A 21,245-nucleotide genomic window follows, 5' to 3' on the forward strand; every position below is an offset into this window, starting at 1 on the left:
AAAACGGCGACCTCAGGGTCGCCGTTCTTCTTTGGCTCTCGCCCTCGTGCCGGATGCCCTCGCCAAGCGGGACCGCACGGCACGGACGGAGCGCCGCGCTATGCCGCCGCCGTGCCCGGTCAGCCCCTCACCGCGTTGGCGGCCTCAACCTTCAGCTCCAGCTCGTCCAGCCGGTCGAGCACGCGGAACAGCAGGGCGCGCTCCTCGGGGGTCATGTCGCCCAGCAACTGGCGCTCGAAATCCAGGGCCAGCGGCGCGATCTGGTCATAGATGCGCATGCCTTCCGGCGACAGGCGCAGCACCGAGCGGCGGCGGTCGTCGTCGTGCATCTCGCGGGTCAGCCGCCCCGATTCCAGCAGGCGAGCCACCGCGCGGCTCACCGCCACCTTGTCCATCGCCGAGCGCTGCGCCACTTCGTTGGCCGACAGGTCCGGATATCGGCCCAGGATGGCCATCACCCGCCATTCGGTGATGGTCAGCTGGAAATGGTCGGAGTAGATCTGTGCCACCGAGCTGCTGATCCGGTTGGACAGCACCGACAGGCGGTACGGCAGGAAGCGCTCCAGATCGAGCTGGGTGTGGGGTGCCATGGGGTCGGTTGCCTTGATCTTGGTTTCAATTGAAACTATAAAGCCTCATCCCTCACGCCGACCCCGCCGGGGCCGGCCGCGACAACGGAAGCATGCCATGAACGCGCAGCCCAACCTCGGAATGCAGGTCACCACCTTCGAGAACCCCCTCGGCATCAACGGCTTCGAGTTCGTCGAGTTCGCCGCGCCGGCCGGGCAGGGTGAACTGCTGCACGACTATTTCCGCCGCATGGGCTTCAGTGCCGTGCTGCGCCACAAGAGCCGCGCCATCACCGTCTACCGCCAGGGCGGGGTGAACTTCCTGGTCAACGAGGAGCCGGACAGCTTCGCCGCCGACTTCGCCGCCAAGCACGGGCCCAGCGCCTGTGGCTTCGCGATCCGCTTCCGCGAGCCGGCCGCCAAGGTGTTCGACACCGTGGTCGGCAACGGCGGCGAGGCGGTGGCCGACAAGGCCGACAGCAAGGCGGTGGACGCGCCGGTGGTCAAGGGCATCGGCGACTGCATGCTGTACCTGGTCGATCGCTACGGCGACAACGGCAACGTGTACGAGGACTACGTGGCCATCGAAGGCGTCGAGCAGGACCCGAAGGGCTTCGGGCTGACCTTCATCGACCACCTGACCCACAACCTGTACTTCGGCAACATGCAGAAGTGGTCGGACTACTACGAGCGCCTGTTCAACTTCCGCGAGATCCGCTACTTCGACATCAAGGGTGCGAAGACCGGCCTGGTGTCGAAGGCGATGACCGCGCCGGACGGCATCGTGCGCATCCCGCTGAACGAGTCCAGCGACCCGAAGTCGCAGATCAACGAATACCTGGACGCGTACAAGGGCGAGGGCATCCAGCACATCGCCTGTTTCACCGACAACATCTATGACACGGTGGAGGCGATGCGCGCGCAGGGCATCGAGTTCCTGGACACGCCGGACACCTACTTCGACGTGGTCGACCAGCGCATCCCCAACCACGGCGAGGACGTGCCGCGCCTGGCCAAGAACAAGATCCTGATCGACGCCGATCCGGAGACCAAGACCCGCAAGCTGCTGCAGATCTTCACCCAGAACGCGATCGGTCCGATCTTCTTCGAGATCATCCAGCGCAAGGGCAACGAGGGCTTCGGCGAAGGCAATTTCCAGGCGTTGTTCGAGTCGATCGAGCGCGACCAGATGAAGCGCGGCGTGATCTGAGGTTTGGCGGTGCGGCGCCACGTGCGCCGCATCGCCCTGTGTCACTTCTTCACCACACGGCACATCACCACCTGACCATCGCTGGTCCCGGCCGGGGCCAGCACCCACATCGACGGGCGCATGCCATGGCACTGAGCAGTAACGGCTACCAGACGGGTTTCGGCAACGAGTTCGCGACCGAGGCGGTCGCCGGCGCGCTGCCGGTGGGGCGCAACTCACCGCAGCGCGTGGCGCACGGTCTGTACGCCGAGCAGCTGTCCGGTACGGCGTTCACCGCGCCGCGCCACGCCAATCGTCGCAGCTGGCTGTACCGCATCCGCCCGGCGGCGATGCATGGCGAGTTCAAGCCGTACGCACAGCCGCAGTTCCACAACGCGTTCGGTGAAGGCCCGGTCACGCCGGACCAGCTGCGCTGGAACCCGCTGCCGATGCCGGCGGCGCCGACCGACTTCATCGACGGCCTGTTCACCATGGCCGGCAACGGCGGCCCGGCCGCGCAGTCGGGCGTGGGCATCCACCTGTATGCCGCCAACCGCGACATGCACGGGCGCTACTTCTACGATGCCGACGGCGAGCTGCTGATCGTGCCGCAGCACGGTCGCCTGCACATCGAGACGGAGATGGGCGTGCTGGACGTGGAGCCGCAGCAGATCGCGGTGATCCCGCGTGGCGTGCGCTTCAGCGTGTCGCTGCCCGATGGCGAGGCGCGCGGCTACGTGTGCGAGAACTTCGGCGCGATGCTCAAGCTGCCGGACCTGGGCCCGATCGGCAGCAATGGGCTGGCCAACCCGCGAGACTTCGAAGTGCCGAACGCGGCCTACGAGGACGTCGAGGGCGACTTCGAGCTGGTCGCCAAGTTCCAGGGTCACCTGTGGCGCGCGTACATCGGCCACTCGCCGCTGGACGTGGTCGGCTGGCACGGCAACTACGCGCCGTACAAGTACGACCTGCGTCGATTCAACACCATCGGTTCGATCAGCTACGACCATCCGGATCCGTCGATCTTCCTGGTGCTGCACTCGCCCAGCGACAGCGAGGGCGTCAGCAACCTGGACTTCGTGATCTTCCCGCCGCGTATCCTGGCAATGCAGGACACGTTCCGTCCGCCGTGGTTCCACCGCAACATCGCCAGCGAGTTCATGGGGTTGGTGCACGGCGCGTACGATGCCAAGGCAGAGGGCTTCGTGCCGGGCGGCTGCTCGCTGCACAACAGCATGACCGGCCACGGTCCGGATGCGGCGACGTTCGAGAAGGCCAGCAGTGCCGACCTCAGCCAGCCCGATTACATCAGCGGCACGATGGCCTTCATGTTCGAAACGCGCGCCGTGATCCGTCCGGCCATGCAGGCGATCGAGGCATCGCACCGCCAACGCGAGTACCAGGCCTGCTGGGCCGGGCTGAAGAAGCACTTCCGCGCGCCGGGCTGACCGAATGGGGCCGGCCTAGTCGCCGGCTTCACCGCCGACTGCGATACTGGACCACCCCAGGAAGGAGTGGTCCATGCGAAGGATGTCCCTGTTGTTGCTGGCTGCAACGATGCTGGCCGGCTGTGCAGATGAGCGCGCGTCGGGCGATGCGGTAACCGCTGGCACGCAAGCGCCGCAAACGGTGCCGCAGGATCGGACACCGCCGGCGCAAGCGTCGACTGGCGCTGCCTCCAGCATGCCCTCGGCCGCGGCGCCAGTGACAACCCCGCCTCCAGTGCCGGACGGCGACGCGCCAACGCCCGTCCCCGACGGCGACCTGAACCTCGCGCGCTTCAGCGGCTACGGCGACATTCCGTTTGGCGCGCCTGTCGCGGACATGACGCGACTTTGGGGCGGTGAGCTCAAGGTCATCGGCAAGGATCTCAATGACCAGTGCTACTTCATGGCCCCAACATGGTCGAAGCGGCCGGCGGACTTCAGTTTCATGATCAGCGAGGGCCGGTTTGCGCGGTTCTCCGTCGAGAGCCGGAACTTCGTGGCGCCCGGCGGGGCACATGTGGGCATGACCAAGGCCGAGGTGGTCCGGCGCTATGCCGGACGCATCGAAGTGCAGCCGCACAAATACTCCGACGGCCAATACCTGCGGGTGAAGGACCCGGCCGGTGGCAAGGCGGTGCTGGTCCTGGAGACCGACGGCAAGGGCGATGACGCCCGCGTCACCGAGTGGCGCGTGGGCGTGCCACCCGAAATCGATTACGTCGAAGGCTGCTCCTGACGCGTTCCGATGCTCAGGCCGCCGAGCAGGCGGTCGCATCGATCCGCAGCGAAGCAGCCAGGCGCGGCACGAATTCCTCCGGCAGCACTTCGCCCAATCGCGTGGTGACGCGGGTGTAGTAAGACTCCGTCGCAACCGACCGCAGATGGCGCAGGCTTTCGACCAGGCTCGCCAGGACCTCGTCGCCGCTGCTGCTGGACTGGATGGCCACCTTGAGCGTTGCGGCTTCCACGCTGCGCTGCAACTGCAGCATGTCCAGCATGTACATCTTCGCCGCGGCCGTTGAGCGCCGCGGACCGACACGCGGCACGGGCGGTGGCGGAGGCAACGCCGCCACCTGCTCGGCCAGGGTGCCGGTGGGCGCGGGCGGTGCAGTCGCTGCCGGTGCGGCGGTAGCGGCCTCGATGGCCGCCTGTGCGCGCTCCTGCACCCGCGTGGCCAGGTCGCGTGACGCCCGCAGCAGCGCGCCCATGCCCTGGCCGGCCGCTCCGGCCACCTGATCGGCCCCGCGCTCCCCCGCGGCGGCTTGCAGATACCCCTCGCGCAACAACCGGTCGATCGGTGCCAGCGTCGCCGGGCCCAGCATCGACACGATGTCGTTGAGGCTGCGCTGGCCATTGCTCACGATGAGGATGTGGCGGTCCTGCGCGCTCAGCCCGGCATCCCGGTTCTGGATGGCGGTGCGCGCCTTGTCGGTCTTTGCCAGCAGCATCGTGAGCCCTCCTCCCAAGGACTGCGGCACGATACGTTGGCTGTATGAATGCGTGATGACATGCTCAATCCGGGCCTCGCGTGGTCTCCGTCCCAACCGGCGGGACCTGTCCCCGCGCATCCTTCACCGGGCCGGGCATAGAATCGGCCGTCACATCAGGGGGGAAGGGCAATGCTCGCAGCCGTTGGGATGTTCCTGTTGGGCTTGGCGCTGCTGGCGCTGGGTGGTGATTCCATCGTCAAGGGCGCTTCCGGCCTGGCGCAGCGGTTGGGGCTGACGCCCTTCACTACCGGTCTGCTGCTGGTGGCCTTCGCCACCTCGTTGCCGGAACTGGCGGTCAATGGCCACGCCATCGTGCGCGGCCAACAGTCGTTGGCGCTGGGCAATGCCGTCGGTAGCAACGTGGTCAACTTCGGCCTGACGCTGGGCGCGGCGGCACTCGCCGCACCGCTGCTGGTGCGCTGGCGCGCCTTGTCGCCGCTGCTGGTGGTGCTGCTGGTCGGCACGGCGGCGGTGATGGGGTTGGGGCTGGATGGCGTGCTCTCGCGCGGCGATGGCATGGTGCTGTTGGCGGCGTTCGTCGCCGTGGTGGCCTTCTCCCTTGTGCGCGGCCGTAACGAAACGCCTGAGCTGCAGGCCGAGATCGAAGCCTTCGCGCGAACCCGCACCGACCTGGCGCTCAACGTGGTGCGTTTCGCCATCGCCGCCGCACTGCTGTACTACGGCTCGCGATTCGTGGTGGTGCACGCGCCGGTGTTGGGCGCTGGCCTGGGCATGAGTCCGCTGCTCACCGGCCTGTTGCCGGTGGCGATCGGCACCGCATTGCCGGAAATGGCCGCTGCCATTGCCGCCGCGCGCCGCGGCCAGGGCGATCTGGTGGCCGGTCATGTCATCGGGTCCAGCCTGTGCAACCTGTTGCTGGTGGTCGGTGGCATGGCGGCCTTCAACCCTGTGCCGCTGCCCGAGTCGTTCGTGCGCTTCGAGCTGCCGGCGGCCCTGGTGTTCGCGCTGATGATGGTGCCGATGCTGCGGGGCGACCTGCGGGTGAGCAAGCGCGAAGGCGGCGTGCTGCTGTTGGCGCTGGTGGCTTGGGTGGCGTTCGAGCTGGCCTGGCTTCACGGCTGACCCGGCTCAGTCGCGGGTAGCGGCTGAGCGGCCCGCTGCTGCTTCCGACGTGGGTGTTGGCGGCCGCAAACCGGGCGCCAGTCGCAGCGCCGCGCGCGCCATCACATGGGCGCTGATTGGCGCGGTGATGAACAGGAACACGGTGATGAGCACCTCCCGTGCCCCCAGGCCATCGCCCAGCCATGCGTGGAAACCGATCGATGCCATCAGGATGCAGCCCACGCCCAGCGTGGTGGCCTTGGTCGGTCCGTGCAGGCGTTTGAAGAACTCCGACAGCTTGACCAGGCCCAGTGAGCCGACCAGCACGAAGCCACTGCCGATCAACAGCAGGGCGGCAAGCAGTGATTCCAGCACGACGTTCATTCCATGATGTCCCGTCGCAGCACGTACTTGCTCAGTACCACCGTGCTGACGAAGCCCAGCATGGCGATGACCAATGCCGCTTCGAAGTAGATCGCCGTGCGCTGTTGCATGCCGAACAGCATCAGCGCGGCGATGGTGTTCACGTATAGCGTGTCCAGGCCGAGGATGCGATCGGGCACCGAGGGTCCGCGCAGCAGCCGGTACAGGCTCATCAGCATGGCCAGCGCGACGGCGCCCAGCGCGGCGTCCAGGGCGAAGTCGAGGATCACGGGAAGATCTCCTTCAGTGGGGCCTCGTAGCGATGCTTGATGTCGGCCACGGTTGCTGCTGCATCCTTGAGGTTGAAGCAGTGCACGAGCAGGTGGCGCTGGTCCTCGGACAATTCGGCCGACACCGTGCCCGGCGTGAGGGTGATGATGCTGGCCAGCGCGGTGATGCCGTGGATGTTGGTCAGTTCCAGTGGCACCCAGACGAATCCCGGGGTCAGTGCGCGCTCTGGGCCAAGGATGCGCCGTGCCACCTCGATGTTCGACAGCACGATGTCCCCAGCCACGCGCAGGGCGAGCCGCAGCAGGACGCCATGCCGTCCGAAACGTGCACGCTGGGGCATCAGTCGGCCCGACAGCAGCGGCAGGCCAATCGCGAGGCCTAGGCCGAGCAGCAACTGGCCCCAGGTCAGGTCAGCCACCAGCAGCAGCCACAGCAGCAGCACCGACAGGCTCTGGGGCAGCGAGGGAATCCAACGTGTCATGGCGAGGGCTCCCGCAACCGGGGCAAGGTGGCATGCGCCGCCTCGATGTAGGCGGAGGGATGCAACAGTTGCAATGCAGCCGCGCGGGTGTAGCGCATCGCGGGGTCTCCAAACACGCTGAGCGCAACGCCGTATGCCAGCAGCAGGGCCGCTGCGGCCATGGCGACCGGGGAGGGCGCGGGCGGGAGCGGTGTGCCAGTGGGCCAGTCAGGCGCATTCCAGAACACCTGCGTGGACGTGCGTGCGAACGCGACGATCGTCAGCAGACTGGTGACCAGCACCACCGACCACGTCCAGGCCACCGCGCCAGGAGGTACCGCGGACAGCGCCAGCACCTTGCCCAGGAAGCCCGACAGCGGCGGCAGGCCGGAAACGGACATCGCCCCGATGGCAAACAGCAGGCCCAGACGGGCACGTCGATGCAGCGCGCCCGACACATCCAGGAGGTCGCCGATCTCGCCACGCTGCTGGCTGACCAGGTCGAAGACCAGGAACAGCGCCGCCGCGGCAAACGTGCTGTGCACGAGGTAGAACAACCCGGCCGCGACTGCATCGGGAGTGGCCAGTGAAAACGCCGTCAGCAACGTGGCCGCCGAGGCGATCACCAGGTAGGCCGCAAGCATCCGCAGCGACGACGCGGCCAGCGCGCCGAGCGTGGCCAAGCCAAGCGTAGCCAGCGCGGCGGGCCACAACCACTCCCATGCCCAACCCGCCAATGCCCCCGCGTCGTCACCGAAGACCAGGGTGAAAACGCGCAACACCGCGTACACGCCCACCTTGGTCATCACCGCGAAGAGGGCCGCCACCGCCGCGGGGGCCCGCGTATAGGTATCGGGCAGCCACAGGTAGACCGGGACCAGCGCCGCCTTGGAGCAGAACACCACCAGCAGGATGCCGGACGCGGCACGGATCAGGGGCAGGTCCGCCGCGTTCGCCTGCGACACCCGCAGGGCCATCTCCGCCATGTTGAGCGTGCCCAGCGTGCCGTACAGCAGGCCCAGCGCGATCAGGAACAGGGTGGACGCGGTGATGTTGAACACCACGTAATGCAGGCCGGCGCTCAGACGCGGGCCGCGGCCGCCGCTGAGCAAGAGTCCGTACGAGGCGATCAGCATCACCTCGAAGAACACGAACAGGTTGAACAGGTCCCCGGTCAGGAACGCGCCGTTCAACCCCGCCAGTTGCAGCTGGAACAACGCGTGGAAATGCAGCGCCTGGCGGTCCCAGCCACTGGCGGCGTGCAGCAGGCACGCACCTCCCAGCAGGGTGGTGGTCAGTACCAGCAGCGCACTGGTGCGGTCGGCAACCAGCGCGATGCCCAGCCGCGCGGGCCAGTCGCCCACCAGATAGAAGGTGATGGCATCCGTGTCGGCCAAGCTGACCAGGGCAGCGGCGATTCCCAACATGCCAGCCATCGAAACCGCAGCCAGTGCCCGCTGGAGCGCGACGCCCCGGCGTTCGACCAGCAGCATCACGGCCGCGGTCAACATCGGCAGCAGGATGGGCAGCACCGGCAGGTGGTCAGTCAGGCTCACGTGGCGTCCTCGTCGCCCGCGTCCACGTGGTCGCTGCGGTTGTCGGAGCGGCTGCGCATGGCAATGACGATCGTCACCGCGGTCATGGCGAAGGCGATCACGATCGCGGTCAACACCAAGGCCTGCGGCAGGGGGTCAACGTGCTGTGCGAGGGTGGCGGCGGCACCGTCGCGCAGCACCGGAGGTGCGCCCACCCGCAGCCGTCCAGCCGAGAAGATCAGCAGGTTGGTCGCGTAGGAGAGCAATGTCAGCCCCAGGATCATGTCGAAACTGCGCGAGCGCAGCAGCAGGTACACGCCAGCCGCGGTGAGTACGCCTACGGCACTGGCAAAGACTAGTTCCATGATGTCCGCTCCATGTCAGTCGCTCTCCCGGTCGGACGGTGACTGAGTCTCGGTGTCCGCCGGCGGCTTGATGGTGCCCATCATCGACAGGATCAGCATCGCGCCCCCGAACACCGCCAGGTACACGCCCGTGTCAAAACCCATTGCGCTGGTTAAAGGCAACTTGCCGACCAGAGGCAGGCTTGGTTCAGCGTGGCCGCTGGTGAGCAACGGGTAGCCCAGCAACATGGGCGCGACCGCGGTGGCCAGCGCCACCAGCAGGCCCGCGCCGATGCAGCGTACGTAGTCGAAGCCCAGTCGGGATTCGACGAAGTTCGAACCCTGCAGCACGTACTGCAGCAGCAGGGGGATCGCCAGCACCAGCCCGGCGATGAATCCGCCGCCGGGGGCGTTGTGGCCTCGCAGGAAGAGGTACACCGAGACCGCCAGTGCCAGCGGGAACAGCAGGTGGCTGAGGTGGGCGGGCATCGGCAGGGGTTGTGGTCCGCCGGGTAGCACTTCCTCCGCGGCAAGGCGCACGCGGCGCAGCAGCGCGTGCACTACCAGTCCGGCGATGCCGAAGACGGTGATCTCGCCCAGCGTGTCGAAGCCGCGGAAATCGACGAGGATCACGTTGACCACGTTGCGGCCGTACCCCTCGGGCAGCGAGCGTGCCAGCAGCTCGCCGGCCACCGTGTCCAGCGGGCGGGTCGTCATCGCATAGACCAGCCCGCCTACGGCGAGGCCGGATACCAATGCGATTGCGCCGTCGCGCCAGCGGCGCGCGCGAAGGTTGGTCTTCACCGAGGTCTGCGGCAGGTAGTTCAGGGCCAGCAGCATCAGGGCGATGGTGACCATCTCCACCAGCAACTGGGTCAGGGCGAGGTCCGGCGCGGACAGGAACACGAACGTCAGGCTCACCGACAGGCCCACCGCACCCACCACCAGGAGTGCCAGCAGCCGCTGACGGTGCAGAGCCACGGTGGCCAGAGTGCCGCCCACGAGGATGGCCCACAACCCCCAGCCCAACAGCGGCATCGGTTGGCTGGCCGCACTGGCGGCACCCGCCAGCGTCGCGGCGACCGGGCCGGCGCTGACTGCCACCACCGCCACGAGCACCCACCACAGCGAGCGCTGCACGCTGCCATCGGTCACGTGCAAGGTGACCCGCCGCGCAGTGGTCAGCAGTGCGCGCGTGTTTACCCGGAACAGGTGCCTGCCCAGGGCGTATCGCGCAACTGCGTGCAGGTCGATCAGGCGGCGGAGTCCCAGGTACAGCAGCCCGCCACCCAGCACACCGCCCAGGCTCATCAGCAGCGGCAGGTTGAAACCGTGCCAGATCGCCAGGCTGTACTCGGGCACGCGGTCGCCCAGCACGCCGTGCGCAGCGGTGGCCAGTACCGGCGCGACGGTCCAGGCCGGCACGATGCCCACGGCCAGGCACAGCGCCACCAGCACCCCGACCGGGATCCGCATGAAACGGGGTGGCTCATGTACGTCACCCGCAACCGCGCGCGGCCCGCTGCCGAAAAAAGTGTCATGAACGAAGCGCAGGCTGTAGGCCACGCCGAATGCACCGGCCAGGAATGCCACCAGCGTCATCGCCACGCGCATGGTGTCGTGGCCCTGCACCTCGAGCGCCTGCGCGAAGAACATCTCCTTCGACAGGAAGCCGTTGAGCAATGGGATGCCGGCCATCGCCAAGGCCGCAGTGATCGCCAGTGCGCTGGTGACCGGCAGGAAGTGGCGCAGGTTGCCCAGGCGCCGCATGTCGCGCGTGCCGGCCTCGTGGTCGATGATGCCCGCGGCCATGAACAGCGACGCCTTGAATGTGGCGTGGTTGAGGATATGGAACAGCCCCGCCACCACCGCGAGCGGCGTGGACAAGCCAAACAACAGGGTGATCAGGCCCAGGTGCGAGATGGTGGAATAGGCCAGCAGGCCCTTCAGGTCATGCTGGAAGATCGCGTTCCAGGCCCCCACGAGCAGCGTGGCGGCACCCACCGTGCTGACCACGTAGAAGAACAGGTCGGTACCGGCCAGCACGGGGTGCAGCCGCGCGAGCAGGAACACCCCAGCCTTCACCATGGTGGCCGAATGCAGGTACGCCGATACCGGCGTGGGCGCGGACATGGCGTGGGGCAGCCAGAAGTGGAACGGGAACTGGGCGCTCTTGGTGAAGATGCCCGCCAATACCAACGCAAGGATGGCCGGGTAATGGGGATGGGTGCGGATCGCGTCGCTGGCCGCAAGCACGGCATCGAGCTCGTAGCTGCCCACCACCTGCCCGATGAGGATCACGCCGCCCAGCAGCGCCAGACCGCCCGCGCCGGTGATGGTCAGCGCCATGCGCGCGCCCTCGCGCGCCTCCTTCTGGCCTCCCCAGAACCCGATCAGCAGGAATGAGGTGATCGAGGTCAGTTCCCAGAAGATGGCCAGAAGCAGCAGGTTGCCGGCCAGCACCATCCCCAGCATCGCACCCATGAAAAGCAGCAGGTAGCCGAAGAACCTGGGCGCGTCCTCCTCCTCGCCCATGTAGTAGCGCGCGTACATCACCACCAGCACGCCGATGGCCAGCACCATCAGTGCGAACATCCATGCCAGCCCATCCAGGCGCAGCGAGAAATCCAGGCCGATCTGCGGCAGCCAGGGGTAGGACACGCCCGGCACATCGCCCCCGAAAACTGCGGGCGCCTGGGCCAGCAACAGGAGGGTTGATGCGAGCGGAGCGCTGGCCGCCATCCACGCACTGCGACGCAGGGTGGTCGACCGGTCCAGCAGCAGCCAGGTGGCTACGATGAAGGGCAGTGCTAAGAGGAGTACCAGCATCTCGCTCCAGTGTCGCGTGGTGGCACGCGTTGAACGGGCGCTCGGGCCGAGGCACACGCGATCAGTCATTCTAGCGGATGCCAGACGTGCTCCCGAACCCTGGCTTGGGTATGCTGGCCCGCCGGATTGGCCGCGACGGCGTCACCCGAGAACCCATGCCTTGCCGCCCTGACGTATTGCCTGATCGCTGTTTCATGCAATCAGGTTGGTCGCGCTGATGCGCCACGCTCTGGTGTTTGGCGCCTCGGGCCAGATCGGCCGGCCGCTGTTGGCACGTCTGTCGTGTGCGGGGTGGCGGGTCACTGCGCTGTCGCGTGATCCACAGCCCGACCGACCGGGTCTGGCGTGGTTGCAGGGCGATTTTTCCCAGATGCCCGCATTGCCCGGGCAGGTCGACGTGCTCTTCAGCGCCGGGCCACTGGATGCGTTCGCCAACTGGTACGCAGACTCGACCATCGCATGCGCTCGCGTGGTGGCGTTCGGTTCCACCAGCGTGGACACCAAGCAGGGCTCGGCGGACGCGCACGAGCGTGACGTCGCGCGGCGCCTGCGCGAAGGCGAGGCCGGCGTGTTCGAGGCTGCCCGCCAACGCGGCGCTGCAGCGACGATCCTGCGGCCCACGCTGGTGTACGGTGCCGGCCGCGACGCCACCCTGACCCGCATCGCGATGCTGGCCAGGCAATGGGGCCGTTTCCCGCTGCCGCGCAATGCGCGGGGGTTGCGGCAGCCGGTGCACGTGGAGGACCTCGCGCAAGCGGCGCTCGATAGCGTCGCGGGGCCAGCCACCCACGGTCGCGCCTACGCCTTGCCTGGCGGCGAGGCGCTGCCCTATCGCGACATGGTCGCCCGCGTGCTGGCCACGCTGCAGCCACCGCCGCGGCTGGTCGAACTTCCGTCGCCGTTATTCACGGCCGCGTTGTTCGTGGCGCAGCTCACCGGGCGTGGCACCGGTCTGGGTGAAGCGGCGGTGCGGCGTATGCGCAGCAACCTGGTGTTCGATATCGCGCCGGCCGCCCGGGATTTCGGTTACGCACCGCGGGCGTTCAACCCCACGGCTGACATGTTCGATCCGCGTCCGGCAGGCGAAGAAGGCTGATGCCAGCTATCCGCCGCCACGTGCGGCTTGCGTCGCGCCCGCCGGCGACAGTCGCGCCTTCGCCAGCGTGCGCAGCGCGATCACCAGCACGCCGCCCAGCACCATCGCACCGCCGATGAACAGTCGCGGCCCCGGACGGTCGCCCCAGAAGGCGATGCCCAGCCCCACCGCCAGCACCGGCACCAGCAGCAGCCACGGGGTCACCTGCGCCACCGGATGGCGCTGCACCAGCACGTAGTACAGGCCGTGGCCGACCAGCGACGACAGGAACGCTGCGTACAGCGCGCCGACCCACGCTACCCAACTTGCGTCGGGTAGCCGTCCGATGGCGCCCGGTTCCAGCACCGCGCTTGCGACGAACAACGGCACCACGCTGATCAGCGCCGTCCAGCCCTGCTGGCTGTAGGCATCCAGCCCGCGCAATCCCTTCATCAGCACCGTGCCCAGCGCCAGGAAAAGCGCCGACACCACCATCATCAACAACGCCATCGGGTGGTCCAGCACCATCGGGTCCAGCCCCAGCACCAGCACCCCAGCGAAGCTGATCGCGATGGCCAGTCCCGTGCGCCAGGCAAAGCGCTCGCCCAGCATCAGCCACGCCAGCAGCGCGGTCATCGGCACATAGCTCTGTAGCACGATGGCTGGCGAGGACAGGTCGCCCGCCAGCTTGAGCGCGGTGAAGCTGGTCGCGAAATGCAGCACGCCGATCAGCAGGCACACGGCCGCCAACCGCGGCCACTGCCCGCGTGCGGGGCGCTTGAGGAAAAACAGCATTGGTATCGCCAGAAGCGCGAAGCGCAACGCGGTGAACAGCACCGGCGGAATCTCGCGCAGCGCCAGGGCGGACGTCAGGAAATTGCCGGCCCAGGTCAGGCAGACCAGCAGGACCAGGACTAGGTCGCGAGGGGGCATCGACGATCCTGAGGAATCGGCGCCCTATTGTGCGCCTGCGCGCCGTCGCTTGCCTGCGTCCATCTGGCGTTTGGATCGCCGGGCTGGCGGCGAGGCCAGGGCGGTACTGCGTCGGTGGTGGTCGAGGCGCGTGGCGTCAGTAGGCCCAGCCCAGCCGCCGGTACAGCTTCGCCAGCACCCATGCCGGCCCGATCAGCAGGTAGGTCAGGTCGGTGAGGAAGCTGGGCTTGCGGCCCTCGATCTTGTGGCCCACGAACTGGCCGATCCACGCCACCACGAACACGCCGATGGCCAGCGACAGCAGCGCCTGCGCCCCGAATGTGTCGAACAGCCAGCGCGTCAGCAGTCCCATCAGCACGAACACCGCCACCATCCCCAGTCCCAGCCGGCGCGTGTGGCGGTAGTAGAACAGCGCGGCCACCACCATGGCCGCGCCCGCCCAGAAGCCCGGCTTGAACCAGGTGCCGGGTGCGGGGATGCACCACAGCAGCGCGATCACGCTCCACAGGATCGCCGGCACGCAGACCACATGGATCAGCTGGTTGGTCGGGTTGCGGTGGTCGCCGGAATAGCTGGCAAACCAGCGGTCGATCGGTCGTTCGCTCGTGTTCATGGCTGTCCCCTGTGCCGATGGGCCGAGTATCGCGGTGGGCAGTGCCAAAGTCATGCCGCGACTGCACGCGGCTGGCCGGCTGCGTGCTGGCGAAGACGGCCCTCGCAGACGAAGAAGGCGCCCCTTGCGGGACGCCTTCGTTCGGATCGCAGTGCAGCGGCAGTCAGTCGACGCTGATCCCGGCCAGCTTCTGCAGCGCTTCCGCGTACTTGGCGCGGGTCCGCTCGACCACCGCGGCCGGCAACGTCGGCCCTGGCGGCGTCTTGTCCCAGTCCAGCGTTTCCAGGTAATCGCGCACGAATTGCTTGTCGTAGCTCGGCGGGCTGGTGCCAACCTGATACTCGTCCGCGGGCCAGTAGCGCGAGGAGTCCGGCGTCAGCACCTCGTCCATCACGTACAGGCGGCCATCGGCGTCGGTGCCAAACTCGAACTTGGTATCAGCCAGCAGGATCCCTCGCTCGGCGGCATAGTCACGCGCGAACGAATACAGCCGCAGCGTCGCGTCCCGAACTTGTTCCGCCAGATCGGCGCCGACCAGTCGCACCGCCGTATCGAAGTCGATGTTCTCGTCGTGGTCGCCTACGGCGGCCTTGGTCGACGGGGTGAAGATCGGCTCGGCCAGCTTCTCGGCCTGGCGCAGGCCATCGGGCAGGGTGATGCCGCTGATGCGGCCCGTGCGCTGATAGTCCTTCCAGCCGCTGCCGATGATGTAGCCGCGGGCGATGCACTCCACCGGCACCGGCTTCAGCCGCTTGGTCACCACCGCGCGCTGGGCGTACAGCGCCGGGTCCACGCCGGCGGGCAGCACGGAGGCCACGTCGATGCCGGTCAGGTGGTTGGGGATGATGTGCGCGGTCTTGCCGAACCAGAAGTTGCTGATCTGGCACAGCATCTCGCCCTTGCCCGGGATCGGGTCGGGCAGCACCACGTCGAACGCGCTGAGGCGGTCGGTGGCGACCATCAGCAGGTAGTCACCCGCGGGCGTGCCCGCAGGCAGGCGGTCGGCGGGGATGTCGAAAACGTCGCGGACCTTGCCCCGGTGGCGCAAGGGCAGGCCAGGCAGGTCGGACTGAAGCAGAGTCGTGGACAACGTGAAGCCCCCAACAAGGTGTGCACGGACCCCCGCCGCAGCACGCCTGGCATCGGCGCCGATCACCGGGGATGTCCGCCGGGGAAGGGCCTCGACCCGTGCGCGGGCGCGACCGGGCCGGGCAGTGTACGACGGTCCGGGCCGTCATTGCAGGTAAAATGCGTGACGGCCCGCACCGGTGCCGCCCGAGGCCCCCCGCATGACCGCAAGGACCCCCGCATGAAGCGCTGGTACGGCAAGTTGCTCGGTTTCTTCGCCGGCGCCGCCCTGATGCGCGGCAACCCACCGCTGGGCGCGCTGATCGGCCTGCTGATCGGCCACGCCTTCGACAGCGACTGGTTCAAGCTGCGCCGCGATAATCCCTACGCCGCACTCGGCCTGACCTCCGATGCCACCGACGCCGAGGTCGACCAGGCCTACCGCCGGCTGATCTCGCAGTACCACCCCGACCGCATGGCCGGCGCCGCGCCGGAACTGCGCGAGCAGGCCGAGACCAAGGCGCGCGAGATCAACGCCGCCTACGACCGCATCAAGACCCTGCGCAAGCGCTAGACCCCGCCACCGTCCGCGCGGCCCCGGCCGCCGACCCGCCTTCCCGCCAGCGAGCCCGCCATGCAGCCCACCGTCATCGCCCCGTCCATCCTTTCGGCCAACTTCGCCAAGCTTGGCGAGGAGGTCGACAACGTGCTCAAGGCCGGTGCCGACTGGGTGCACTTCGACGTGATGGACAACCATTACGTGCCCAACCTGACCATCGGCCCGATGGTGTGCGAGGCACTGCGCAAGCACGGCGTCACCGCGCCGATCGACGTGCACCTGATGGTGGAGCCGGTCGACACGTTGGTCCCGGAGTTCGCCAAGGCCGGCGCAACGATGATCACCTTCCACCCCGAAGCCAGCCGCCACGCGCATCGCACCATCCAGCTGATCAAGTCGCATGGCTGCCAGGCCGGCCTGGTGCTCAACCCGGCCACGCCGCTGGAAGTGCTGGACTGGGCGCTGGGCGAGCTGGACATGGTGTTGCTGATGTCGGTCAACCCCGGTTTCGGCGGCCAGGCGTTCATCCCCAGCACGCTGGACAAGCTGCGCCGCGTGCGCGAGATGATCGACCGCGTCGGTCGCCCGATCCGCCTGGAGATCGATGGCGGGGTGAAGGCCGACAACATCGCCGAGATCGCCGAGGCGGGTGCGGACACCTTCGTCGCTGGCTCGGCCATCTTCAACGCGCCCGATTACGCGGACGTCATTGGCCGGATGAAGGCGGCGGTGGCTGGCGTCCGCGGCTGATTCCCGCAGGGGCGGCCCACTCAAGCCTCCCCCAGGAGTGCCGGTGCGGAGGCTGTCATGTCCGCCCCGTAAAAAGTTCAAGGCCGATGCCCGTCCCGGGCACCGGCCTTGGTTGTTTTGGAGGCAATCCCGCCCCCGCCCGTCGTCCCTGCTATGGCCTTCCATGCTCCACACGGACGGTGACAAGGTCATGACAGGGCAGGGCATTCACGGCGATTTTCCCGCGTCCGGCTAGCCTGCGCGGATGCCATCACTGTCGCCGAGTTCCCCACCGCATTGGTTGCTGGTAATCAACGGCAAGTCCGCCGGAGACGAGTCCCTGCGCGCGGCCGTACTGCGCTTGCGCGCCGAAGGCGTGCGTGCCGATGTGCGGGTGACGTGGGAGGCCGGGGACGCCCAACGCTACGTGGACGAGGCCCTCGCCGCCGGCGTCACCACGGTCGTGGCCTGCGGAGGCGACGGCACCTTGAGTGAAGTCGTCGCGACGCTCGCCCGCCACGAGGCCGATGCGTCCACCTTGCCCAGCGTCGGCCTGGTGCCCATGGGCACCGCCAACGACTTTGCCACCGCCGCTGCGCTGCCACTGGAGCCCGAGGTCGCATTGGCGCTGGTGCGCGAGTCGGCGCCGGTGGACGTGGACCTGCTGCGGGTTGAAGCGGCCGCAGGCGAGGTCCACTGGTGCGCCAACCTTGCCAGCGGCGGCTTCGGCACCGAAGTCACCGTCGAGACCGACGAGGGCCTGAAGAAGATGCTTGGTGGCCTGGCCTACCTGGTCACCGGCATCGCGCGGCTGGGCCGCATCGAGCCGGTCCAGGCCCGCATCGAAGCCGACGATTTCACCTGGGAGGGCGGCTTCATCGCGCTGGGGCTGGGCAATGGGCGCCAGGCCGGGGGTGGCCAGCAGCTGTGCCCGGATGCCTATATCGACGACGGCCTGCTCGACCTCACCGTGGTGCCGGAACTTTCCGGCGAAGTGGGCGCCACGGTCGGCACGCTGGTCGCGGAAGGACGCCAGGCCGCCCTCGAACGCGTCGCGGTGCGCCACCGCTGCCGCCAGTTGCGTCTCTCCGGCCCCGCGCCGCTGATGCTCAACCTCGATGGCGAGCCGTGCGAGGCCGATCACTTCGATGTCACCTGCGTACCCGGGCGCGTGCGTATGCACTTGCCTGCCGGCTGCCCGCTGCTGCGCGTGCCCGGCAACCCCGAGCCGTTGCTCGATACACCTGCGCCCGAGCCCGGCCTGGACGGTGCGGTGCTCGCCTGAGCCCGCCGTTTGCGCCTGCAACCCTCGCGCGTACGGGACTGAAACGATAGAGTGAAGGCATGACACTCCGGGCGGACCCGCATTCCCTTCTGGCCAACGTGGGTTGGCGATGGTGGCCCTTCGCCGCCGTCGCCACCGCCCCGTCGCTCCATGAGGAATTCCCGCGTGATGTCCCCCGCTTCGCTGCAGCCGCAGGCCACTGACACCCACACCCATGTCCCCGTCGTGCGCGAGGTGCTGTCCGACCTCGACACGCCGCTGTCGGTGTACCTGAAGCTTGCCGACGGCCCGCACACCTACCTGTTCGAATCGGTCGAGGGCGGCGAGCGCTTTGGCCGCTATTCGATCATCGGCCTGCCCGCGCGGCGCGTGTATGCCTTCGCTGGCCATACCCTGTTCGTGACCGAGGACGGCGAGCTGGTCGAAAGTCGCACCGTCGAGGATCCGCTGGCCGAGGTCGAGCGCCTGCGCGCCGCTTATTCCGTGCCGCAGGTGCCCGGACTGCCCGGCTTCACCGGCGGCCTGGTGGGCTGGTTCGGCTTCGAATGCATCCAGTATCTGGAGCCGCGCCTTGCCGCCGCCAGCGAGGATGATCCGCTGCCCGACGAGTTGGGCACGCCCGACATCCTGCTGATGCAGAGCGAGGAGGTCGCGGTATTCGACAACCTCAAGGGCCGCCTGTACCTGATCGTGCACGCCGAGGCGAACAACCCGCGCGCCCTGGCCAAGGCCAACCGCCGCCTCGACGAACTGGTGCACCGGCTGCGCCAGGGCGGGCCCGGCTACCCACAGTCGCTGGAAGGACAGGCGCTGGACGAGGCCGATTTCGTCAGCGGCTTCACCCGCGAGGGCTTCATCCAAGCCGTCGAGAAATCCAAGGAGTACATCCGCGCCGGCGACATCTTCCAGGTGGTGCTGAGCCAGCGCCTGAGCGTGCCGTTCAAGGCGCGCCCGGTGGACGTGTACCGCGCCCTGCGCGCGCTCAACCCGTCGCCGTACATGTATTTCCTCGACGTGGGCGACATGCAGGTGGTGGGCTCTTCGCCGGAGATCCTGGTGCGCCTGCAACACGACGCGCAGGGCCGTGGCGAGGTGACCGTGCGCCCGATCGCCGGCACCCGTCCGCGCGGCGCCACGCTGGAAGAGGACGACGCACTCGAGGCCGAACTGCTGGCCGACCCCAAGGAGCGCGCCGAGCACCTGATGCTGATCGACCTGGGCCGCAACGACGTCGGCCGCGTCAGCAAGCCCGGCACCGTGCAGGTGGGCGAGCAGTTCGTGATCGAGCGCTACAGCCACGTCATGCACATCGTCAGCGAAGTCACCGGCGAGTTGCGCGACGGCCTGAGCTACGCCGACGTGCTGCGTGCCACCTTCCCCGCGGGCACGGTCAGCGGCGCGCCCAAGATCCGCGCGCTGGAGGTGATCCGCGAGCTGGAGCCCACGCGTCGCAACGTCTACGCCGGCAGCATCGGCTACCTCGGCTGGAGCGAGCCGGGGCGCAACGGCGATGCCGACACTGCCATCGCCATCCGCACCGCCGTGATCCAGGATGGCCGGCTGTACGTGCAGGCCGGCGCCGGCATCGTCTACGACTCCGACCCGCAGAAGGAGTGGGAGGAGACGATGAACAAGGGCCGGGCGCTGTTCCGGGCGGTGGCCGAGGCCGCGCGCGGGCTCTGAGAGTCTTCCAGGCAGGGCAGGCGGTCATCGGTAGCGGACGACCGGTGGCCCCGTGACGACCGTCACAACGTTTTCTTCACATAAGCGGCCCTTCAATGGGTCGGGGGAATCCATGCGGCATCGGTGACGTGACCCAAAGGGGGGCTGCCATGCAAGTGGTCCACGAGTCGAAGGTCCTGGCCCGTTTTTCCAACGGCCATCCGCAACAGATCGAGCTGGTGTGCCCGCATTGCCTGCGCGAGGCCACCTTCAGTCCGGTCGCTTGGCACCAGCACGCGCGCCTGCTGGCGGTGGCCGAGGCCGCGTGTCCACGCTGCAGCGGCGACGTGATGTTCCTGCTCAAGTTCGACCGCCACGATGATCAGGTGCCACCCATCCTCTACATTGATCCGCCCGCTAGCGGCCGCGAACTTGTGGCCGGGGTGGATCACCTGCGCACCCTTTCCGCCCCGCTGGGCCGAACCTACGAATCGGCGGTCAAGCTGTTCAACCATGCCGAGTGGGGCGCTTCGGCGATCACCCTGCGCCACTTCCTCGATGGACTGGCCAAGCGTCTGCTGGGCCCCGACAAGCGCGAGCTGCCGCTCACGCGGCAGCTGGATGCCCTGGTCAAGGACGTCGACCTGGCCAAGCCACTACAGAACATCGCCCAGCTGTTGGCCCCCAGCGGCGCCATTGGCCACCGGTTCGAGGATGAAGCCACCATCGACCGCGAGGTGGCGGTGCAGCTGATCGAACTGACCGAAGGGCTGGTCAGTTACCTCGTGGTGCTGCCGGCCATGCTGGCCGAGACCAAGGCCAGCATCGGCAGCACGCCGGTGCCGCTGCGTCGCGAGGACGTGGTGGAGATCCGCTCGCGCGGCTGACCGGGCGACGCGCACGGTCGAGCCACCGCGGCCGGCTTGCCTTGGGCAGCCGGCCGCGCTGTTTCTGCCTTCCTGCGCGCCCGGTTGCAGAAGGAACCAACCGGATGCGGCACAATGGGCGTCTGCCACCGCGGCAGGCGCGCGATACCGCGCGCGGGGTACGGGAGCGGGCCGCCACGGCGCCTGGGCCGGCCACGATGTACGCGGGATCCCGGCCGGAGGCGCGCCATGCTGTTGATGATCGACAACTACGACTCGTTCACCTGGAACCTCGTCCAGTACCTGCAATCGCTGGGCGCCGAGGTCAAGGTGGTTCGCAACGACGAACTCACCGTGCCGCAGATCCGCGCGTTGGCGCCGGAGCGGATCGTCATCTCGCCCGGCCCGTGCACGCCCAACGAAGCCGGCGTTTCGGTCGACGTGATTCGCGAACTGGGCCAGGACACGCCGGTGCTGGGCGTGTGCCTCGGCCACCAGAGCATCGGCCAGGCCTACGGCGGCGACGTGATCCGCGCGAAGAACATCATGCACGGCAAGACCTCGCGCATCCGCCACGAGGGACGCGGCGTGTTCGCCGGCCTGCCCGATGCCTACGAGGCCACGCGCTACCACTCGCTGGTGGTCGACCGCGGCACGTTGCCCGGTAGCCTTGAAGTCACCGCCTGGACCGAGAACCCCGACGGTTCCTTCGAGGAAATCATGGGCCTGCGCCACCGCGAGCATCCAGTCGAAGGCGTGCAGTTCCATCCCGAGTCGATCCTCACCGAGCACGGCCACGCGCTGCTGCGCAACTTCCTCGAGCGCACCTGAACCGC

General features: G+C 68.1%; 21 protein-coding genes and 1 pseudogene. 11 read left to right on the forward strand and 11 right to left on the reverse strand.

Annotated elements, in window-relative coordinates; translation table 11 throughout:
* Positions 1-119: 119 nt before the first annotated feature.
* Positions 120-590, reverse strand: a complete 471-nt coding sequence (locus N800_RS05730) for a MarR family winged helix-turn-helix transcriptional regulator (RefSeq protein ID WP_052107960.1) — start codon at positions 588-590, stop codon at positions 120-122.
* A gap of 97 nt (positions 591-687) precedes the next feature.
* On the opposite strand from N800_RS05730, the gene hppD reads away from it, so the two are divergent.
* From hppD to N800_RS05745, 3 genes are all read left to right on the forward strand, one after another.
* Positions 688-1,779, forward strand: coding sequence for a 4-hydroxyphenylpyruvate dioxygenase (hppD, locus tag N800_RS05735; protein WP_036135818.1), 1,092 nt, complete (start codon positions 688-690; stop codon positions 1,777-1,779).
* Between the two features lie 125 nt (positions 1,780-1,904).
* Complete coding sequence (gene hmgA / locus N800_RS05740; protein ID WP_036135820.1) at positions 1,905-3,206, forward strand: homogentisate 1,2-dioxygenase; 1,302 nt, start codon at positions 1,905-1,907, stop codon at positions 3,204-3,206.
* Between the two features lie 73 nt (positions 3,207-3,279).
* Positions 3,280-3,981, forward strand: coding sequence for a lectin (locus N800_RS05745; protein WP_156962882.1), 702 nt, complete (start codon positions 3,280-3,282; stop codon positions 3,979-3,981).
* A 13-nt stretch (positions 3,982-3,994) separates the two neighbouring features.
* On the opposite strand, the gene N800_RS05750 is transcribed toward N800_RS05745, so the two are convergent.
* Positions 3,995-4,693 carry a hypothetical protein gene (locus N800_RS05750; protein ID WP_036135823.1) on the reverse strand — a complete coding sequence of 233 codons (699 nt, stop codon included), beginning with the start codon at positions 4,691-4,693 and terminating at the stop codon, positions 3,995-3,997.
* A gap of 171 nt (positions 4,694-4,864) precedes the next feature.
* Between N800_RS05750 and N800_RS05755 the strand changes: the two genes are divergently transcribed.
* A complete protein-coding gene (locus tag N800_RS05755; RefSeq protein WP_036135826.1) occupies positions 4,865-5,818 on the forward strand; it encodes a sodium:calcium antiporter in 954 nt (317 codons plus the stop codon).
* A 6-nt stretch (positions 5,819-5,824) separates the two neighbouring features.
* On the opposite strand, the gene N800_RS05760 is transcribed toward N800_RS05755, so the two are convergent.
* From N800_RS05760 to N800_RS05785, 6 genes are read right to left on the reverse strand one after another with little or no spacing between them, the layout of a single operon-like run.
* Entirely contained in the window at positions 5,825-6,181 is a 357-nt protein-coding gene (locus N800_RS05760) for a Na+/H+ antiporter subunit G (RefSeq protein ID WP_036135829.1), read from the reverse strand.
* Positions 6,178-6,399 (reverse strand): K+/H+ antiporter subunit F, encoded by a 222-nt coding sequence (locus tag N800_RS05765; RefSeq protein WP_232227551.1) that lies wholly within the window; start codon positions 6,397-6,399, stop codon positions 6,178-6,180. The genes N800_RS05760 and N800_RS05765 overlap by 4 nt, the downstream gene beginning before the upstream one ends.
* 47 nt (positions 6,400-6,446) lie before the next feature.
* Entirely contained in the window at positions 6,447-6,932 is a 486-nt protein-coding gene (locus N800_RS05770) for a Na+/H+ antiporter subunit E (protein WP_036135831.1), read from the reverse strand.
* A complete protein-coding gene (locus tag N800_RS05775) occupies positions 6,929-8,461 on the reverse strand; it encodes a monovalent cation/H+ antiporter subunit D (protein ID WP_036136015.1) in 1,533 nt (510 codons plus the stop codon). The genes N800_RS05770 and N800_RS05775 overlap by 4 nt, the downstream gene beginning before the upstream one ends.
* Positions 8,462-8,463: 2 nt before the next feature.
* Complete coding sequence (locus N800_RS05780) at positions 8,464-8,811, reverse strand: Na+/H+ antiporter subunit C (RefSeq protein ID WP_036135834.1); 348 nt, start codon at positions 8,809-8,811, stop codon at positions 8,464-8,466.
* Positions 8,812-8,826: 15 nt separating this feature from the next.
* Complete coding sequence (locus tag N800_RS05785) at positions 8,827-11,619, reverse strand: monovalent cation/H+ antiporter subunit A (protein WP_036135837.1); 2,793 nt, start codon at positions 11,617-11,619, stop codon at positions 8,827-8,829.
* Positions 11,620-11,836: 217 nt separating this feature from the next.
* Between N800_RS05785 and N800_RS05790 the strand changes: the two genes are divergently transcribed.
* A complete protein-coding gene (locus tag N800_RS05790) occupies positions 11,837-12,715 on the forward strand; it encodes an NAD(P)H-binding protein (protein ID WP_052107975.1) in 879 nt (292 codons plus the stop codon).
* A 6-nt stretch (positions 12,716-12,721) separates the two neighbouring features.
* Here N800_RS05790 and N800_RS16440 read toward each other — a convergent pair whose 3' ends face one another.
* The 3 genes from N800_RS16440 to N800_RS05805 form a co-directional block, all read right to left on the reverse strand.
* On the reverse strand, positions 12,722-13,627 hold the full coding sequence (locus N800_RS16440) for a DMT family transporter (protein WP_052107962.1): 906 nt from the start codon (positions 13,625-13,627) through the stop codon (positions 12,722-12,724).
* A 136-nt stretch (positions 13,628-13,763) separates the two neighbouring features.
* Positions 13,764-14,240, reverse strand: coding sequence for an Mpo1 family 2-hydroxy fatty acid dioxygenase (locus N800_RS05800; RefSeq protein ID WP_036135841.1), 477 nt, complete (start codon positions 14,238-14,240; stop codon positions 13,764-13,766).
* Between the two features lie 163 nt (positions 14,241-14,403).
* Positions 14,404-15,330, reverse strand: coding sequence for a phosphoribosylaminoimidazolesuccinocarboxamide synthase (locus N800_RS05805; protein WP_036136020.1), 927 nt, complete (start codon positions 15,328-15,330; stop codon positions 14,404-14,406).
* Positions 15,331-15,549: 219 nt separating this feature from the next.
* Between N800_RS05805 and N800_RS05810 the strand changes: the two genes are divergently transcribed.
* The 6 genes and pseudogenes from N800_RS05810 to N800_RS05835 all read left to right on the forward strand — a co-directional run bounded on the left by N800_RS05810 (position 15,550) and on the right by N800_RS05835 (position 21,240).
* Positions 15,550-15,882 (forward strand): J domain-containing protein, encoded by a 333-nt coding sequence (locus tag N800_RS05810; RefSeq protein WP_036135843.1) that lies wholly within the window; start codon positions 15,550-15,552, stop codon positions 15,880-15,882.
* Between the two features lie 60 nt (positions 15,883-15,942).
* Positions 15,943-16,617, forward strand: coding sequence for a ribulose-phosphate 3-epimerase (gene rpe / locus N800_RS05815; protein ID WP_036135847.1), 675 nt, complete (start codon positions 15,943-15,945; stop codon positions 16,615-16,617).
* Positions 16,618-16,861: 244 nt separating this feature from the next.
* A pseudogene (gene yegS, locus N800_RS05820) lies at positions 16,862-17,803 on the forward strand (lipid kinase YegS); the annotation flags it as partial.
* 246 nt (positions 17,804-18,049) lie between these two features.
* The gene (gene trpE / locus N800_RS05825; RefSeq protein WP_156962884.1) at positions 18,050-19,564 is read left to right on the forward strand and encodes an anthranilate synthase component I; all 1,515 of its coding nucleotides are present in this window, start codon (positions 18,050-18,052) and stop codon (positions 19,562-19,564) included.
* Between the two features lie 149 nt (positions 19,565-19,713).
* Positions 19,714-20,430 (forward strand): hypothetical protein, encoded by a 717-nt coding sequence (locus N800_RS05830; protein WP_036135853.1) that lies wholly within the window; start codon positions 19,714-19,716, stop codon positions 20,428-20,430.
* Between the two features lie 228 nt (positions 20,431-20,658).
* Positions 20,659-21,240, forward strand: coding sequence for an anthranilate synthase component II (locus N800_RS05835; protein ID WP_036135856.1), 582 nt, complete (start codon positions 20,659-20,661; stop codon positions 21,238-21,240).
* Positions 21,241-21,245 lie beyond the last annotated feature (5 nt).

Source organism: Lysobacter daejeonensis GH1-9, assembly GCF_000768355.1.
GTDB lineage: Bacteria > Pseudomonadota > Gammaproteobacteria > Xanthomonadales > Xanthomonadaceae > Aerolutibacter > Aerolutibacter daejeonensis.